Origin of the sequence: Mycolicibacterium monacense, assembly GCF_010731575.1 — a bacterium.
Lineage (GTDB): Bacteria > Actinomycetota > Actinomycetes > Mycobacteriales > Mycobacteriaceae > Mycobacterium > Mycobacterium monacense.
Genome location: NZ_AP022617.1, coordinates 2,793,226 through 2,809,795, shown reverse-complemented (window position 1 = coordinate 2,809,795; position 16,570 = coordinate 2,793,226). Strand labels below are relative to the sequence as shown.

General features: G+C 70.4%; 14 protein-coding genes and 1 pseudogene. 8 read left to right on the top strand and 7 right to left on the bottom strand.

The annotated features are described in order from the left end of the window. Positions 1-17: 17 nt before the first annotated feature. Together G6N49_RS13470 and G6N49_RS13465 are read left to right on the top strand one after the other, a co-directional pair. Positions 18-1,238, top strand: coding sequence for a CoA transferase (locus G6N49_RS13470; RefSeq protein ID WP_011855337.1), 1,221 nt, complete (start codon positions 18-20; stop codon positions 1,236-1,238). Further along, positions 1,235-2,053: an acyl-CoA thioesterase gene (locus G6N49_RS13465; protein ID WP_011559377.1), complete on the top strand. Its 819-nt coding sequence runs from the start codon at positions 1,235-1,237 to the stop codon at positions 2,051-2,053. Before G6N49_RS13470 ends, G6N49_RS13465 begins: the two co-directional genes overlap by 4 nt. Here the strand turns inward: G6N49_RS13465 and G6N49_RS13460 are convergent. The 7 genes and pseudogenes from G6N49_RS13460 to G6N49_RS29705 form a co-directional block, all read right to left on the bottom strand. Next, a complete protein-coding gene (locus tag G6N49_RS13460; protein WP_083044612.1) occupies positions 2,019-4,511 on the bottom strand; it encodes an AMP-binding protein in 2,493 nt (830 codons plus the stop codon). The genes G6N49_RS13465 and G6N49_RS13460 overlap by 35 nt on opposite strands. After that, positions 4,508-5,542, bottom strand: a complete 1,035-nt coding sequence (locus tag G6N49_RS13455) for an ABC transporter ATP-binding protein (protein WP_221222523.1) — start codon at positions 5,540-5,542, stop codon at positions 4,508-4,510. The genes G6N49_RS13460 and G6N49_RS13455 overlap by 4 nt, the downstream gene beginning before the upstream one ends. Before the next feature lie 11 nt (positions 5,543-5,553). After that, positions 5,554-7,134 carry an ABC transporter permease gene (locus tag G6N49_RS13450; RefSeq protein WP_011855340.1) on the bottom strand — a complete coding sequence of 527 codons (1,581 nt, stop codon included), beginning with the start codon at positions 7,132-7,134 and terminating at the stop codon, positions 5,554-5,556. Beyond that, complete coding sequence (locus G6N49_RS13445) at positions 7,135-8,163, bottom strand: iron ABC transporter substrate-binding protein (RefSeq protein WP_011559381.1); 1,029 nt, start codon at positions 8,161-8,163, stop codon at positions 7,135-7,137. Positions 8,164-8,427: 264 nt separating this feature from the next. After that, a complete protein-coding gene (locus tag G6N49_RS13440; protein WP_011855341.1) occupies positions 8,428-9,288 on the bottom strand; it encodes a DUF1206 domain-containing protein in 861 nt (286 codons plus the stop codon). A gap of 167 nt (positions 9,289-9,455) precedes the next feature. Continuing rightward, positions 9,456-9,866, bottom strand: a complete 411-nt coding sequence (locus tag G6N49_RS29520) for a hypothetical protein (protein ID WP_234789240.1) — start codon at positions 9,864-9,866, stop codon at positions 9,456-9,458. Between the two features lie 84 nt (positions 9,867-9,950). Beyond that, positions 9,951-10,040: pseudogene (locus G6N49_RS29705) on the bottom strand (DUF2510 domain-containing protein); the annotation flags it as partial. Positions 10,041-10,482: 442 nt separating this feature from the next. On the opposite strand from G6N49_RS29705, the gene G6N49_RS13430 reads away from it, so the two are divergent. The 6 genes from G6N49_RS13430 to G6N49_RS13405 all read left to right on the top strand — a co-directional run bounded on the left by G6N49_RS13430 (position 10,483) and on the right by G6N49_RS13405 (position 16,557). After that, positions 10,483-10,851 (top strand): YraN family protein, encoded by a 369-nt coding sequence (locus tag G6N49_RS13430; protein WP_041925025.1) that lies wholly within the window; start codon positions 10,483-10,485, stop codon positions 10,849-10,851. Next, positions 10,851-12,362: a YifB family Mg chelatase-like AAA ATPase gene (locus G6N49_RS13425; protein WP_011559385.1), complete on the top strand. Its 1,512-nt coding sequence runs from the start codon at positions 10,851-10,853 to the stop codon at positions 12,360-12,362. Before G6N49_RS13430 ends, G6N49_RS13425 begins: the two co-directional genes overlap by 1 nt. Beyond that, positions 12,359-13,489 (top strand): DNA-processing protein DprA, encoded by a 1,131-nt coding sequence (gene dprA, locus G6N49_RS13420; protein WP_011855343.1) that lies wholly within the window; start codon positions 12,359-12,361, stop codon positions 13,487-13,489. The genes G6N49_RS13425 and dprA overlap by 4 nt, the downstream gene beginning before the upstream one ends. A gap of 64 nt (positions 13,490-13,553) precedes the next feature. Then, positions 13,554-14,411, top strand: coding sequence for a siderophore-interacting protein (locus G6N49_RS13415; RefSeq protein WP_011855344.1), 858 nt, complete (start codon positions 13,554-13,556; stop codon positions 14,409-14,411). A 51-nt stretch (positions 14,412-14,462) separates the two neighbouring features. Then, the gene (locus tag G6N49_RS13410) at positions 14,463-15,623 is read left to right on the top strand and encodes a lactate 2-monooxygenase (RefSeq protein WP_011855345.1); all 1,161 of its coding nucleotides are present in this window, start codon (positions 14,463-14,465) and stop codon (positions 15,621-15,623) included. Between the two features lie 31 nt (positions 15,624-15,654). Next, positions 15,655-16,557, top strand: coding sequence for a tyrosine recombinase XerC (locus G6N49_RS13405; RefSeq protein ID WP_011855346.1), 903 nt, complete (start codon positions 15,655-15,657; stop codon positions 16,555-16,557). The last annotated feature ends 13 nt before the right edge of the window (positions 16,558-16,570 follow it).

Here is a 16,570-nt window from a genome sequence, read left to right as displayed (position 1 = left end):
CTTGCTAACTTGAGCGGATGCCTGCAACGGATCCGGTCCGGCCGCTCGCCGGGGTGCGCATCGTCGAGATCTCCAGCTTCGTGGCGGTACCGCTGGCGGGGATGACGTTGACGCAGCTGGGTGCCGAGGTCATCCGCGTCGACCCGGTGGGGGGCGCGGCCGACTACCGGCGCTGGCCGGTCACCGACGCCGGGGACAGCATCTACTGGGCGGGGCTCAACAAGGGCAAGCGTTCGGTCGCCGTGGACATGCGGACCGCCGAAGGTCAGGAACTGGCGACCCGCCTGATCGTCGACGCCGGCATCCTGATCACCAATGTCGCCGGACGGCAATGGCATTCGTACGACACCTTGGCCGCGCAGCGCCCGGATCTCATCCACGTCGAGGTCTCGGGTCGCGCCGACGGCGGCACCGCGGTCGACTACACCGTCAACGCCGCCACCGGATTCCCCCTGGTGACCGGACCGCCCGAACTCGCCACCCCGGTCAACCACGTGCTCCCGGCGTGGGACGTGTCCTGCGGGCTGTACGCCGCGCTGGCGGTCACCACCGCCCTGCGCCACCGCGACGCCAGCGGCGACGGCGCCCGGATCAGCATCCCCCTGGAGAACGTGGCGCTGGCCACCGCGGGCAATCTCGCGTTCCTCACCGAGGCGATGGTCACCGGCGAATCCCGCCCCCGCGTGGGCAACTCGCTCTACGGAACGTACGGGCAGAACTTCGTCAGCTGCGACGGCGCAGCGTTCATGGTGGTGGCCCTGACCAACCGGCACTTCCGTGACCTCACCGAACTGACCGGCACCGCCAAGGCCGTCGCCGCACTGGGCGACGCGCTCGGCGCCGATTTCACCGACGAAGGGGAACGTTACCGTCACCGCGACGCGCTGACCGGGTTGTTCACCGTCTGGTTCAGCGCGCACACCGCCGACGAGGTGGCGTCCGCGCTGTCGGGCACCTCGGTGCTGTGGGAGCGCTACCGCAGCTTCGCCGAAGTGGCAGGCGACGACCGCGTCACGACCAATCCACTGTTCACCGAGCTCGACCAACCGCGCGTCGGCCGCTATCTGGCACCCGGTCTGCCGATCGCGATCGACGGCACCTACCCGCCCGCCGTGGCCGCACCCGCACTGGGCGACGACACCGCGGCCGTACTCGCCGAATGGCTCGGCATGCCCGCCGACGAGATCGCGCACCTCGCCGAATCCGGTTCCGTCGCAACAGGATCAGGCGGAGCGTGAGTCACCTGCTCGAGCTCCTGGACGTGGCCGCGGGGGAGCGCGCGGACACCTGGATCGGGGCGCCGAGCGGACCCGCGGGCAAACGGGCCTACGGCGGGCAGTTCGCCGCACAGAGCCTGGCCGCGGCCGCGCGCACCGTGGACGGCGACCGGCCCCCGACCAACATGCATCTGCAGTTCCTGCGCGGGGGCGAGGCGGGCGACCCGGTCGACTACGACGTCACCGCCGTCTACGACGGCCGCACGACGGCTTCCCGGCGCGTCGAATCGCGCCAGGCCGGCCGGCTGCTGACCACCGCCACGGTGTCGTTCGCCGCGCCGATGGCCGGTCCCGAACACGGTCACCACCGGCTTCCCGCAACCGGACCCGACGCCCTCGAGCCCACCGGACCGCCCGGCCCGGCACCGTCGGTACCGCTCGACGAACTCGACATCCGCATCGCCGACGACGGCTCCGGCGAGGGTTTCGTGCGGCGGTTGTGGTGGCGAGTCACGGTCGACCTGCCCGACGACGCGCTCCTGCACACCCTGATCGCGGTATACGTCACCGACCTCTACATGATCGACCCCGCGCTGCAGGTGCACGGACACTCGATGCGGGCGCGGACCCACCGCAGCGGCACCACCGATTCGTCGGTGTGGTTTCACCAACCGGTGCGCGCCGACGAGTGGAACCTGCTCGAGTCCACCTCACCGGCCGCCGCCCGCGGCCGCGGCATGATCACCGCGAGCCTGGTCCGCGCGGACGGCGTCATCGCCGCGACCCTCGCGCAGGAGGGGCTCATCGCCGAGCGGGAACCGCCGTCGCCGCACTGACGCTCGGCCGGCGGTCGCGCAACCGCCGGCGCAGCAGGGTGAGCGCCTGGGTGAGCAGCACACCCACCGCGATCGACGCGGCGACGCCGAGCGCGGGACGCCCCTCGAACAATGCGTACACCTGGAAGTGCGTGAGGTAGGTGTACAGCGACGCCTCGGCGACGACGCCCGCGATGACCGTCAACCCGGGCGGGCAGCGCAGCGCGGGCAGCCAGATCAGCAGCAGGAAGCCGGCGAGCACCAGGATCTCGCGGTTGGTGTTCCCGAAGTACCCGTACAAACTGACCACGAGGGCCGTCGTGACCGCCACCCGCTGCCACGGTGCCGTGGCCTTCGCCGCGGCCCATCCGGCCGCGAAGAACCAGAAGGTCAGCATCGTGAACCACGCGTCGCGGCCCAGGTCGAGCCCGAGGATGTCGTAGCGCAACGCCAGGCCGGCGGCCAGGAACACCACGGCGAACAGGAACGGCCACCGCCGCTCGGCCCGGTCGGCGGCGGGCACCGCCATCAGCACCGCCAGCGCGACGAGGGTCCACACCAGCACCTCGACGAACCACAGCCGCCCGGCGGTCATACTGTCGTGCGGACCGAGGAACTTGTTGGCCAGCAACAGGTTCGACAGGTGGTAGTCGTCGGTGACCAGTAGCGCGATCACCACCCACACCACCGACGGGACCGCGATCCAGGCGATCGTCGTGCGCAGGTGCCGGACCCGCTGCGCGCGGGGAGCGGGGGTCAGACAGAACCGGCCGAAGTTGTACCCCGCGATGCCCAGCAGCACATGCGCCCCGCCCCACAGTTCGAAGAGCGTGGCATGCGACCCGACGATCAGCACGATCGCGACCGCGCGCAGCGCGACGCTGGTCTCGAGGGTGGCCGTCCAGCGCCGGCGCGGCGGTACCGCGCGGGTCTGCAGATCGCGCAGCGGCACGCGCTGCCAGTCGGCGGGCAGGCGGCCCAGTGCCCGTTCCAGCCGGACCGACATCGCCACGTAGGTCAGCGAGTTGCCGCCGAGGTCGACGAAGCTGGCGTCCGGGTCGATGCCGTCCCTGTCGAGGTGCAGCACCTCGGCGAACACGGTCGTCAGATCCGTGGTCGGCGGTGCGTCGTCGACCGGCGCCGCCAGTGCCCGCACCGCGGGGTAGTCCGGTTTGCCGGTCGGCAGCACCGGCAGGTCGGCGACCACCACGGCGTGCACCGCGCTCGACGGCACACCCGCGGCCTCGGCGGCCAGCCGGGCGACCTCCGCCGGGCGCTGCGGTGCGGTCGCGGCGACGACGAGGCGGTCGTCGAGGTCGGAGCACAACGCGGGCACGCCACGCGCACGCAGCGCCGTCTCGAGCCGCTGCAGATCGATGCGCAGGCCGTACATCTTGACGAACCGGCTGCTGCGGCCGATCACCTCGTAGAGACCGTCGGGCCGGCGGCGGGCGATATCGCCGGTGTGCAGCGCCTCGACCTCGTCGCCGCGCGACAGATCGGCCGCGGTGTGCGCATAGCCCATCATCACGTTGTCCCCGCGGTAGACGAGTTCGCCCGCGGCATCGTCGGCCGGCCAGCCGTCCAGCGCCTCGATCGTGAACGAGCCGCCCGGGATCGGTACGCCGATGCAGCCGGGATGCTCGGCGGCGAGGTCGGGCGGAAGGTAGGCCATCCGGGCCGTCGCCTCGGTCGCGCCGTACATGACGATCAGCTGCCAGCCGCGTGCCGCGCCGAGTTCGGCGTACCGTTTCACCCGTTCGGGCGCCAACCGTCCACCGGCCTGGGTGACATAGCGCAGGTGCGGCAGGTCCATGGTGTCGAAACCGGCGCGGTCGAGCAGGTCGAACGTGTAGGGCACACCGGCGAAGGTGGTGCCGCCGTGGCGGCGGAACAACGTCCAGAACTCGTCGTCGACCACGGAGTGTTCGGTGAGGATGAGCGCGGCGCCGCGCAGCAGGTGGCTGTGGACCACCGACAGGCCGTAGCAGTACGACATCGGCAGTGTCGTTGCGGCGCGGTCGGTTTCGCGGATGTCGAGGTAGTCGGCGATCGCATGGGCATTGCTGAGCAGATTGCGCCGCGAGAGCCGGACCAGCTTGGGTGAGCCGGTGCTGCCCGAGGTGGACAACAGCAGCACCAGGTCGTCGTGCAGGCGGTGTGCGCTGCCCTCGCGCCTGATCTGCGGTCCGCACCCGTCGACCACGACGTCGGGATCGTAGGTGGCCGTCAACTCGCGGTGATCGCGTCCGGCAGGCACCGGCAGCACCACGTGGCCGCCGGCGAGCGCCCCCAGGTAGTGCACCAGGGTCGGCAGGTCGTTGCGGGTCTCGAGCATCACCAGACGACGGGTGTCCCCGAGACGGGCGGCCGACCCGGACACCAGGTCGGCGAGGTCGCGGTATGAGAGCCGCTCGGAATCGGTGAGTACCGCGATCCGATCCCCGTGCGCGCGAAGACAATCGACGAGGCGGCTCATTTCAGCACCGCTCCGTGACCCACCACCTCGATGCGCACCTTGGCGTCCACCGGCGGAGGGGCGAGGCTGTGCTGGCGCACGACGATCGGCGCGCCGTCGCCGGCCGGGTCGATCGTGAGCAGTACGTCGTGACCGAGGAATTCGGTGGCGATGACGGTGCCCACGCCGTCGAGCCGGCCGCTGTCGGAGACGACCGTCGCCACGAGCTGTTCGGGGCGCAGGATCAAGGTTCCCGGACCGTCGTCGGCGATCACCGGGATGCGTCCCAGCGCGCTGTCGGCGACGTTGGCGGTGACGGTGCACGGCAGCGTGATGCAGTCGCCGAGGAATTCGGCGGTGAACCGGTCCACGGGCCGGCGGTAGACGTGTTCGGGCGTGCCGACCTGGGTGAAGCGGCCGTCGCGCATGACGGCGACCTGGTCGGCGACCGACAGCGCCTCCTCCTGGTCGTGCGTCACCAGCAGCGTGGTCACGCCGGTCCGGGACAGCAGTCCCGCGACGGCCTTCCGGGTGGACGCGCGCAGGCCGGTGTCCAGGGCACTGAACGGTTCATCGAGCAGCATCAGGTCCGGTTCGCGGGCCAGTGCACGGGCCAGCGCGACGCGCTGTTGCTGGCCGCCCGACAGCTGGTGGGGACGGCGGGCGGCGAAACTCGGCTCCAGAGAGACGGTTTCGAGCAGCTCGGCGACCCTGGTGCGCACCGCGGCGCTTCGGGTGGTGCCGGACAGGCCGTAGGCGATGTTCTGGCCGACGGTCAGGTGCGGGAAGAGGGCGCCGTCCTGGGCGACGTATCCGACGCTGCGGCGGTGCGGTGGAACCGAACTCGTCGCGCTCGCCACCTGCCGGCCGGCGATGGCGATGGTTCCGGAGTCCGGGGTCTCGAACCCGGCGATCAGCCGCAGCAGGGTGGTCTTCCCGCATCCGGAGGCTCCGACGACGGCGGTCAGGCTGCCCGGTGCCAGGTCGAGGTCGATGTGATCGAGCACCGTGTGGTCGTGGAACGTCTTGGCCAGGGCGCGGACTTCGAGCATGGCGGGGCCGGTCACTGGGCGGCCCCCTTCGTCGACTGCTTGAGCAGGATCATCGTCACCGGCACCGCGAGCAGGACCAGCACCAGCGCGTACGGTGCGGCGGCGGCGTAGTCGAGTTCGCTGGCGTAGGACCAGAACAGCATCGACAGCGTGCGCGTGCCGGTGGGGGCGAGGAGCAGCGTCGCGGTCAGTTCCGTTGCAACGGCGACGAACACCATCGACGCGCCGGCCGCCGCGGCGGGTGCGGTGAGACGCAACGTCACCCGCAGGAACGTCACCGTCGGGGAGCGGCCGAGTGAGCGGGAGGCCTCCTCGAGACCGGTCGGCACCTGGGCCAGCCCGGCGCGCACGTTGACCAGGGCGCGCGGCATGAACAGCAGCACGTAGGCGAAGACGATGAGCGCCACACTCTGGTAGAGCGGGCGCACGACGTGGATGGTGACGGTGACGAGCGCAAGTGCGGTGACGATGCCGGGCAGCGAACTCGTCACGTAATTGGCGCCTTCGACCGCGCGGGCCAGGAATCCGCTGGACCGCACCGCGACCCACGCGACGGGGAAGGCCAGCACCGTCGTCAGCGCGGCCGCGATACCGGCCAGTGCGACGGTCTGGCCGAGCGCCTCGCCGATGTCGTCGAACGCCCACACCTCGGCGCCGCCGATGTGGAGCCAGCGCAGGATCGTCCACACCGGCACCCCGAGAGCCAGCACGGCCAGGGCGGCCAGCGTCAGCTGCGCAGGGATCATGTTGGCGCCCAAGTGAACCGGCGTGGCGGCGCGCTGCGTCCCCGACCCGATCCTGGCGTACCGCGCGTTCCCGCGGGCGGCGGCCTCGGCGACGAGCAGCGTGAGACACAGCAGCACCAGTACCCCGGCCAGCATGCTGCCCGCCGCACCGTCGAAGGTCACCTGGAACTGCTGGAAGATCGCGACGGTGAAGGTGTCGAAGCGCACCATCGCGAACGCGCCGAACTCCGCGAGCAGGTGCACGGCGATGAGCAGTGCGCCGCCGAGGATGGCCAGCCGCAACTGGGGCAGCACCACCCGGAAGAACACTCCGGTGGAGTGGGAGCCGAGCGCGCGCGCCGACTCCTCGACGGCCGGGTCGAGTCGGCGCAGCGTCGCGGCCGCAGGGAGGTACATGAACGGGAAGTAGGACAGGGTGGTGACCAGGACGCCCGCCCACAACCCGTGCAGCGACGGGATGACGCCGACCCAGGCGTAGCTGTTGACGAACGCCGGGACCGCCAGTGGCGCGACGAACAGCGGACGCCAGAACGCCCGGCCGGGGAGGTCGGTGCGTTCCACCAGCCACGCCACGCCGACGCCGATCACCACGCACAGCGGAACGGTGACCGCGACCAGTGCGACGGTGTTGAGCAGCAGTTCGCCGACGCGCGGCCGGACCACCAGTTCGTACGCCCGGTCCCACCCGATGGAGACCGCACCCCACACCACGTAGCCCAGCGGGACCAGTGTGGCGGCGACCAGGATCGCCACCGTGCCGGACACCAGTGGGCCGGGACGGGCGTTCTTGTCGGACCGCGCGACCGGTGTCGCGGGGGGCGGAACGGGCGGGGCGGCGGCGACCACCTACAGCAAGCCAGCCTTCGTCATCAGATCGGTCACCTTCTGCGCGTCCAGCGTCGAGGGATCGACCGTCGGTGCCTGCAAGGTGTCCAACGGCGGCAGAGCGGGGTTGGCGGGCACCCCGCTGGCGACCGGGTACTCGAACGAGGTGCCCTTCTCGAGCACTTCCTGACCGGCCTTACCGGTGATGAACGTGATGAACTGCTGCGCCTGGTCCTTCTTGTCGCTCGACTCGAGCACCCCGCCGCCGGAGAGGCTGACGAACGCGCCCGGATCCTGGTTCTTGAAGTAGTGCAGCGCGGTGTTGCCGCTGATCTCCTTGGTCTTGGACTGATCGCGGAACCAGTAGTAGTGGTAGATCACGCCGCCGTCGACCTCACCGGCGTTGACGGCCTTGAGTGTGGCGATGTTGTCGTTGTAGATGACCGCGTTCGCCTTCATCCCGGCCAGCCACTGCGCGGTCGCGGGCTCGCCCTCCAACTGGAGCAACGCGGCGACGATCGCCTGGAAGTCGGCCTTGGCCGGCGGTGCGCCCCAGCGGCCCTTCCATTCGGGCTGCTGCAGATCGAGCAGGGACTTCGGCAGCTGATCGGCCTTGAGCCGGGACGGGTTGTAGACGAACACCGTGCTGCGCGCGGCGACGCCGGTCCACTTACCGGTGGCCGGACGGTACTGCGCTGGAACCTGGTCGATCGTGGCGGCGTCGAGGTCGGCGAACAGTCCGGCGCGCTCGACGGCGGCCATGGCGGGGGAGTTCTCGGTCAGGAAGACGTCGGCCGGTGAGGCATCGCCCTCGGCGACCAGTTGGTTGCCGAGTTCGGTGTCGCCGCCCTGACGGTAGGACACCTTGATGCCGGTCTCCTTGGTGAAGGCGTCGATCCACTCCTTGGTCAGCGACTCGTGTTGGGCGTTGTAGATCAGCAGTTCGTCGGAGTCGTCCGAACTCGAGCAGGCGGCCAGACCGGTCACCACCGCGAGGGCCGACACTACGGCGACGATCGGGCGGCTGATCCGGCTCAAACGTGGTCGCATCCAGTGCATCCTTTCCGCGCCACGGGCGCTGTGACCTGAGGCAGACCTAAGTGAAGATACCCTTCCCTACCTCCCCGCCGGGACGGAGTCGGCATCCACGATGGCGGACCGCCGTGACCGGAATTCGTCGTTCGGTAGCTGCCGGAATCGTTGGAGATGCTGTAGCTGGGTTGTGCGGTCGCCGGCGCATTTGCCGGGCGATGGAGCCGAAAAGCGAGCCGCCGCCGCAGCGAGGCTGCGGCGACGGTTCGGTGGTTCGGGCGGTTACAGGCGGCCGTAGCGGCTGCGCACGAAGCTGTAGGCGCCGAACGCGGCGATGCCGACCGCGGCGACGATGAGCAGGAACTTGCCGAACGGCGCCTGCCCGAGCGTCTTGACAGCCGCGTCGAGACCGGAGGCCTTCGCGGGGTCGGCCTGCAGGGTCGCGACGATGACGAGGATGCCCGCCCCGGCGAGTACCAGGCCCTTGGCCACGTAGCCGGCGACGCCGACCGCGTTGATGCCGGTGCCGCCGGTGACCCGGAGGTCCTCGAGGAACTTCTTGGTGGCGCCCTTGTAGACGTGGTAGCCGCCGACCGCGATGACGCCGAGGCCGACGAGGATCAACAGCGCCTTACCCCAGCCGTGTTGCATCAGTTGGGCCGAGATCCCGGAGTTCTGCTGGCCGCTGGATTGACCGCCGCCGGTGGCGAACTGCAGCGCGGAGAAGGCGATGGCGAAGTTGGCGATCGCCAGCCCCACGGACTTGGCGCGTTTCCAGGCGGGGTTGTCGCCCTGGGCTTGTCCGTACTGCTCGCCGGGCTTGGCGCCGATGAACGCCTCGGCCAACCGCCACAGGCCCAGGGCGATCAATCCGATGGTGGCGATCCACAACACGATCTTGCCGCCGGTCTGGCCGGCCAGCGTCGCCAGCGCCCCGGACTGGTCGGCGTTGCCGCCGCTGCCGAGGGCGATCTGCAGGATGATGTAGCCGACCAGCAGGTGGAGCACCCCGCTCGCGGCGAACCCGGCCCGGGCGGTGTATTCGAAGGCGTCGCTGTTGGTCGCCTTGTTGACCGCGCCATTGACACCGGCGCTGCCCCTGCCACTACCCATGCCTCCGCCGTAGCCGGGTCTGGTGCTCATGCTCGTGAAACCTCCTGCGTCGGTGCAGCCGCGATTGGGTGGCCGGATGGCTGGCTACGGGTCCCCCTTTTTGACGGGCGTGAAACGCATGCTGTGCTCTCGTCGTTCGTGCGCACCAGGCCGCAGATCAGTCGGCGTATGCGAACGTGCCTCGCTCCACAGTTCGCTCAGTACCTCGGCGGCATGTAGCGGCCGTAGGTCCCGCGCGGGTCGCCGCGTTGCCACAACGCGTTCTCGTAGTCGGCGCGATCGGCGAGCACGTCGCGCCGGTACTGTTCGCGAAGCTCCCGAGACCTCCGATCCTGAGCGGACCTGTACTGCCAGAAGAAGAATGCGCCCGCGCCGACCATAGGCGCCAGCACGACGAGCAGCCAAGGATGCTCGACGACGACACCCAGCATCACCAGCCCGACGAACAAACCGGCCAATGCGATCAGGGCAGTCCTGTTGGACCGAGTGGTCACTCTCGCGCCCCCAGCGCCACCGACGACGGCGACCGACGATCCGGAGGCCGCACCGATAATGGCGGCCAGGATCCAAATGGGCAGCCACAGCCCGCACGTCAGCAGGGTTAGCACCGCGTGCAACGCGTGGTTGGGTCCTCCGCCAGAGGACACAGCGACCGCCACAGAGGGTGGAGGCGGCGCCACGACCGGCGGCGGAGTGGGTACGAAATGCGGAGTCCATCGTTGCCCGTCGTAGTAACGCTGTCCGGGTTGCCCGCTGGGGTCGGGGAACCACCCGGCGGTCATCGCGCGCCCCTCGAGGAGCGCAGCCTGCGGAACCCGCCGGGTTGGTGTGGCTCGTACATAATCGGTCTCCATGCTCGTCGGCGACCCGAGGACGCATTCTTAGGTCGGGGAGTCGCGCCACGGGTGGTCTGCGCTATCCGCGCAGCACGGCAACTAGCGTCCCTTGGACCGCGGTTGATCAGCAGGGACTTTTGGCCTTCATGGCGATGCCGAACTGCCCGAATCGGTTGCGATTATTGACGACTGAGTGAAATACCGACTGTCAAGCGAGCAGCTACACAGGTGTCTCCGAAGTGATCTCCGAACACGATAGTTGCGACTCGGAACTCGACGGTGAGCTCGTATACGCCGAGGCGTGCTGGCCTGTGGATGAATCGGCGGCTGGGGATAACCCGGTGCCGGTGTGCCGTCGGTGTCGGTGTGGGTGCGCAGCCTTGCTCCCATGACTACGTGGACTCGTGCGGCGATCGGCGCGCTGGGGGAAGACTTGGCGGTCAAACACCTGGACTCGCTGGGAATGCGTGTGCTGGAACGTAATTGGCGGTGCCGCTACGGTGAGCTCGATGTGATCGCCGAGGACCCGGCCGCGCGGGCGGTGGTGTTCGTGGAGGTCAAGACCCGCACCACTGACCACTTCGGCGGGGTGGTGCAGGCGGTCACGCCGCAGAAGGTGCGACGGCTGCGCCGGCTGGCCGGGTTGTGGCTGGCCGGTCGGGACGAACGCTGGGCAGCGGTGCGGATCGACGTCATCGGGGTGCGTATCGGCCGGCAGGCCACCCCGGAGATCACCCACCTGACGGGGGTGGCGTGATGGCGCTGGGACGGGCCTTCTCGGTGGCGGTGCTGGGCCTGGACGGGGTGATCGTCGAGATCGAGGCCGACATCTCCTCCGGCTTGCCGGGGGTGCATCTGGTCGGGCTGCCCGATGCGGCTCTGCAGGAGTCGCGTGACCGTGTGCGTGCGGCGATCACCAACTGCGGCGCCGAATGGCCGATGTCCCGGCTGACGCTGGCGCTCTCTCCTGCGACGCTGCCGAAGATGGGGTCGGTCTACGACGTGGCGTTGGCCGCCGCGGTGATGTGCGCCCACGAGAAGACGGAGTGGACACGGCTCGAGAAGACCGTCCTACTCGGCGAATTGGCGCTCGACGGCCGGGTGCGTCCGGTGAAAGGGGTGCTGCCCGCGGTGCTGGCCGCCAAGCGTGAGGGCTGGCCGACGGTTGTCGTCCCCTGCGAGAACCTCGCCGAGGCCGGCCTGATCGACGGTATCGACGTGTGGGGAGTGCGCACCCTCGGGCACCTGCGGAGGTGGCTGGCGGGCAAGGCCGACCTCGAACCGCGGATCGCTGCGCCGCCCGCCCCTTCGGGTGAGACGGCCGACCTCGCCGACGTCGTCGGTCAGGCGCATGCCCGCTACGCCGTGGAGGTGGCCGCCGCCGGAGCCCACCACCTCATGCTGACCGGACCGCCCGGTGTCGGTAAAACCATGCTGGCTCAACGCCTTCCGGGGTTGTTGCCGTCGCTGTCGGAGCAGGAGTCGCTCGAGGTGACCGCGATCCACTCCGTGGCGGGTCTGCTGACCGGTGCCGCGCCGCTGATCACCAGACCGCCGTTCGTGGCGCCGCACCCCACCTCCAGCGTCGCTGCGTTGGTCGGCGGTGGTGCGGGGATGGCGCGGCCCGGCGCGGTGAGTCGGGCCCACCGCGGCGTCTTGTTCCTCGACGAATGCGCCGAGATCCGGGTCAGCGCCCTCGAAGCGTTGCGAACCCCGTTGGAGGACGGGGAGATACGGCTGGCCCGCCGCGACGGCGTGGCCCGCTACCCGGCGCGCTTCCAACTGGTGATGGCGGCCAACCCGTGCCCGTGCGCACCTGCCGACCCGCGCAACTGCAGCTGTCCCGGCGGCATCAAACAGCGCTATCTCGGCAAGCTCTCGGGTCCGCTGATGGATCGTGTCGACCTGCGGGTGGAGATGCACGCGGTGAAGGCGGGGGCCTTTGCGCCGGAACCGGGGGAATCGAGCGCCGTCGTGCGTGCACGGGTGGCCGCGGCGCGAGCCGCCGCCGCAGAACGGTGGCGCCCTTACGGCATCCGCACCAACGCGGAAGTCAGCGGATCGTTGCTGCGGCGGAAGTTCGGACTCGCCACCAAGGCGATGGAGCCCTTGCGCTCGGCACTCGACCGCGGCGTGCTGAGCATCCGGGGGGTCGACCGCTCATTGCGGGTCGCGTGGACCCTCGCCGATCTCGCCGGCCGACAGGTCCCCGGCGTCGACGAGATCGGTATCGCGCTGAGCTTCAGGAACGTGGCGGGTATCCGATGAACACCATCGAAACGCGCGCGTGGGCGTATCTGTCGCGGGTCGCCGAACCGCCGTGTCCGGAACTGGCGGCCCTGGTCACCGACGTCGGGCCGGTCGAGGCCGCCGAGAAGATCCGGCGCGCCGAGGTGGGTGAGCGGTTGAGGCGCAAGACCGAGGCCCGCCGCGAACATGATTGTGCGCAAGCGGATCTCGACGTGCTGGCCCGGATGGGCGGGCGATTGGTCACCGCCTTCGACGACGAATGGCCGCTGTTGAACTTTCTGAAGTTCACCGGCGTCGACACGCAGAAGCGGCCGCAGGGCCACCCGCCGCTCGTGCTGTGGGCGGTCGGCCCGGTCGGTATGGACGAGGTGGCCGAGCGGGCGGCGGCGATCGTCGGCACCCGGGCGGCCACCGCCTACGGCGAACACGTGGCGGCGGATCTGGCCGCCGGGCTGGCGATGCGCGACGTCGCGGTGGTGTCCGGTGGCGCGTTCGGTATCGACGGCGCCGCGCACCGGGCGACGCTCGCGGGCGAGGGGGTGACGGTCGCTGTCGTGGCGGGCGGTATCGACGTGCCCTACCCGGCGGGCCACTCCGCGCTGCTCGCCAGGATTCGCGCGAACGGGCTGGTGCTCAGCGAATATCCACCGGGGTCCCGCCCGACGCGCAGCCGCTTCCTCACCCGCAACCGGCTCGTCGCGGCGCTGTCGGGTGCCACGGTGGTGGTCGAGGCGGGGGCGCGTAGCGGTGCGGCGAACACCGCGGCGTGGGCCGGCGCTCTCGGTCGCAACGTGTGCGCCGTGCCCGGACCGGTCACGTCGGGGGCGTCGGTGGGCTGTCACCGCCTGCTGCGCGACGGCGGCGCGATCCTGGTGACCCGTGCCGAGGAGATCATCGAGCTGGTCGGACGGATGGGAGAGCTCCCGCCGGTCGAGGCCGGACCGGCCACACCGCTCGACGGGCTCACCGACGCCGAGCGACGGATCTACGACGCCCTGCCCAAACGCGGCGCGCGCAGTGCGGACGAGGTCGCGGTCGCCGCGGGTATCCCCGCCTACCAGGTCGTGGGGCCATTGGCGATGTTGGAGGTGGCAGGCTTGGTGGTACATGAGGGCGGCCGCTGGAGGATGGCGCGGGGACGGTAGGTCACTGCATCGCCGGGCGCGCTCGTATCGTCGGTGGGAATCAGTCGAGAGTTTGGAGGCAGTCGTGGCGGGACGACCGGTGCACAGGTTCGAGGTGGTGCGCACGGAGCAGCTCGCACCGCACATGATCCGTGTGGTGCTCGGCGGCAACGGATCGTCCGGCTTCGACACCTTCACCCCCAACGAGTTCGCCGACGCCTACGTCAAACTCGTGATCGTCCCGGACGGGGTCGACGTGTCCGCGCTCGAGGCGCCGCTGACCCTCGACAGCTTCAAGGCGCTGCCAGTGGAGAAGCAGCCGGTGGTGCGGACCTACACGGTGCGCAAGGTCGACCCGGAACGCGGCGAGGTCACGATCGACTTCGTCGTGCACGGCGAACACGGGGTGGCCGGACCGTGGGCGGCCTCCGCGCAGCCCGGTCAACCGGCCTACCTCATGGGGCCGAGCGGCGCCTACAGCCCGGATGCCGCGGCGGACTGGCACCTGCTCGCCGGCGACGAGGCCGCACTGCCTGCCATCAGCGCCGTGCTCGAGGCGATGCCGCCCGATGCCGTCGGCAAGGCGTTCATCGAGGTCGCGGGACCCGACGACGTACTACCGCTGTCCGCGCCGGACGGGGTGTCGGTCAGCTGGATCTACCGTGGCGGACGCGCCGATCTGGTCCCCGAGGAGGCTGCCGGTGACAACGCCCCGCTCGTCGCGGCCGTCAAGGAGGCGTCGTGGTTACCCGGCCAGGTGCAGGTGTTCATCCACGGTGAGGCCCAGGCCGTCATGCACAACCTGCGGCCCTACATCCGCAAGGAACGCGGCGTCGACGCCAAATGGGCGTCGTCGATCTCGGGTTACTGGCGGCGGGGGCGCACCGAGGAGACCTTCCGTCAGTGGAAGGCCGAATTGGCGAAAGCCGAAGCCACGGGCTGAGACACGCGAGTCTGCGCCCCGACCGCCGGGCGGGCTGGCACCCTGACGGACATGGCATTCGGCGACTACCAACTCGAGATCTACCTGCAGGGGCTGTCCGGCGTCATGCCGAAGCTGCCGATGACGTTCGCGGACTGGGAGGCCAAGGCGCAGTCCGCGATGCCGCCGTCGGTCTACTCCTACGTCGCGGGCGGCGCCGGTGACGAGCGCACGCAGCGGGTCAACCGCACCGCCTTCGACAACTGGGGTCTGGTGCCGCGGATGTTCCGCGCCACCCGAGAACGCGACCTCTCTGTCGACCTGTTCGGATTGTCCCTGCCCGCACCGGTTTTCATGGCGCCCATCGGCGTGATCGGCATCTGCGCGCAGGACGGCCACGGCGACCTGGCGACCGCGCGGGCCGCCGCGCGCACCGGGGTGCCGATGGTGGTGTCCACACTGACCGAGGACCCACTCGAAGACGTCGCCGCCGAGTTCGGCGAGACACCGGGCTTCTTCCAGCTCTACACCCCGACCGACCGGGAGCTGGCCGCCAGCCTCGTGCAGCGCGCCGAGGTGGCGGGCTACAAGGGAATCATCGTCACGCTCGACACCTGGGTGCCCGGGTGGCGGCCCCGCGACCTGTCGACGTCGAACTTTCCGCAGCTCCGGGGGCGCTGTCTGGCCAACTACACCAGCGACCCGGTGTTCCGGGCCGGGTTGACGCAGCCACCGGAGGAGAATCCGCAGGGCGCCGTGCTCAAGTGGGTGTCGCTGTTCGGCAACCCGCTGACCTGGGACGACCTTCCCTGGCTGCGTTCGCTGACCAAGCTGCCCGTGATCCTCAAGGGCATCTGTCACGCCGACGACGCCCGGCGCGCCAAGGACGAAGGCGTCGACGGCATCTACTGCTCCAACCACGGCGGCAGGCAGGCCAACGGCGGCCTGCCCGCCATCGACTGCCTGCCGGGTGTGGTGGAAGCCGCCGACGGGCTGCCGGTGCTGTTCGACTCCGGTATCCGCAGCGGCTCCGACATCGTCAAGGCGCTCGCCCTGGGCGCCACCGCCGTGGGGATCGGCCGGCCCTATGCCTACGGGTTGGCGCTCGGCGGCGTCGACGGCGTCGTCCACGTGCTGCGCTCACTGCTCGCCGAAGCCGATCTCACCATGGCCGTCGACGGCTATCCGACGCTGGCCGATCTCACCCCGGACACGCTGCGGCGCGTCGGCTAGACACCTGCGGCGGCTCTGCCACGGTAGGGGCGTGGAGTCCGTCCTCGACGCGTTCGACCAGTACCTCGCGCTGGAACGAGGGCGCTCCGACCACACCCGGCGGGCCTACCTGGGCGATCTGCGGTCGCTGTTCGCGTTCGTCGACGAACGGACCCCCGGCGCCGACCTCGGATCCCTGACCCTGCCGGTGCTGCGCGCCTGGCTCTCCGCGCAGGCGGCCGCCGGAACCGCCCGCACCACCCTGGCCCGCCGGACGTCGGCGGTGAAGACGTTCACCGCCTGGGCTGTGCGGCGCGGGCTGATGGCGAGTGACCCGGCGACGCGGCTGCAGATGCCGAAGGCGCGACGGACACTGCCCGCGGTGCTGCGGCAGGATCAGGCGCGCGACGCCCTCGACGCCGCCAATTCCGGTGCACAGCAGGGAGACCCGCTGGCGTTGCGCGACAGGTTGATCGTCGAGATGCTCTACGCGACCGGGATCCGCGTCAGCGAGCTGTGCGGCCTCGACATCGACGACGTCGACACCTCCCGACGGCTGCTGCGCGTCCTCGGTAAAGGCGACAAGCAGCGCACCGTCCCGTTCGGCGAACCGGCCGAGCAGGCGTTGCGGGCGTGGCTGACCAGCGGCCGTCCGGCGCTGGCCACCGCCGAGTCCGGCCCGGCACTGCTGCTCGGCGCGCGCGGTCGGCGCCTCGACCCGCGTCAGGCCCGCACCGTCGTGCACGAGACCGTCGGCGCGGTGGCTGGGGCACCCGACATCGGGCCGCACGGCCTGCGGCACAGCGCCGCCACCCACCTGCTCGAAGGCGGTGCGGACCTGCGGATCGTGCAGGAACTGCTGGGCCACTCGACGCTCGCGACCACCCAGCTGTACACCCACGTCACCGTCGCGCGGCTCCGCGCCGTCCACGACCAGGCCCACCCGCGGGCCTGAGCGCGACGGTGTG

What these genes read in the sequence shown, in the direction of transcription:
- G6N49_RS13470 (WP_011855337.1), top strand. Translation starts at nt 18, where the DNA reads ATGCCTGCAACGGATCCGGTCCGGCCGCTCGCCGGGGTGCGCATCGTC.
- G6N49_RS13460 (WP_083044612.1), bottom strand. Translation starts at nt 4,511, where the DNA reads ATGAGCCGCCTCGTCGATTGTCTTCGCGCGCACGGGGATCGGATCGCG.
- G6N49_RS13455 (WP_221222523.1), bottom strand. Translation starts at nt 5,542, where the DNA reads ATGCTCGAAGTCCGCGCCCTGGCCAAGACGTTCCACGACCACACGGTG.
- G6N49_RS13445 (WP_011559381.1), bottom strand. Translation starts at nt 8,163, where the DNA reads ATGCGACCACGTTTGAGCCGGATCAGCCGCCCGATCGTCGCCGTAGTG.
- G6N49_RS13440 (WP_011855341.1), bottom strand. Translation starts at nt 9,288, where the DNA reads ATGAGCACCAGACCCGGCTACGGCGGAGGCATGGGTAGTGGCAGGGGC.
- G6N49_RS13430 (WP_041925025.1), top strand. Translation starts at nt 10,483, where the DNA reads ATGACTACGTGGACTCGTGCGGCGATCGGCGCGCTGGGGGAAGACTTG.
- G6N49_RS13425 (WP_011559385.1), top strand. Translation starts at nt 10,851, where the DNA reads ATGGCGCTGGGACGGGCCTTCTCGGTGGCGGTGCTGGGCCTGGACGGG.
- dprA (WP_011855343.1), top strand. Translation starts at nt 12,359, where the DNA reads ATGAACACCATCGAAACGCGCGCGTGGGCGTATCTGTCGCGGGTCGCC.
- G6N49_RS13410 (WP_011855345.1), top strand. Translation starts at nt 14,463, where the DNA reads ATGGCATTCGGCGACTACCAACTCGAGATCTACCTGCAGGGGCTGTCC.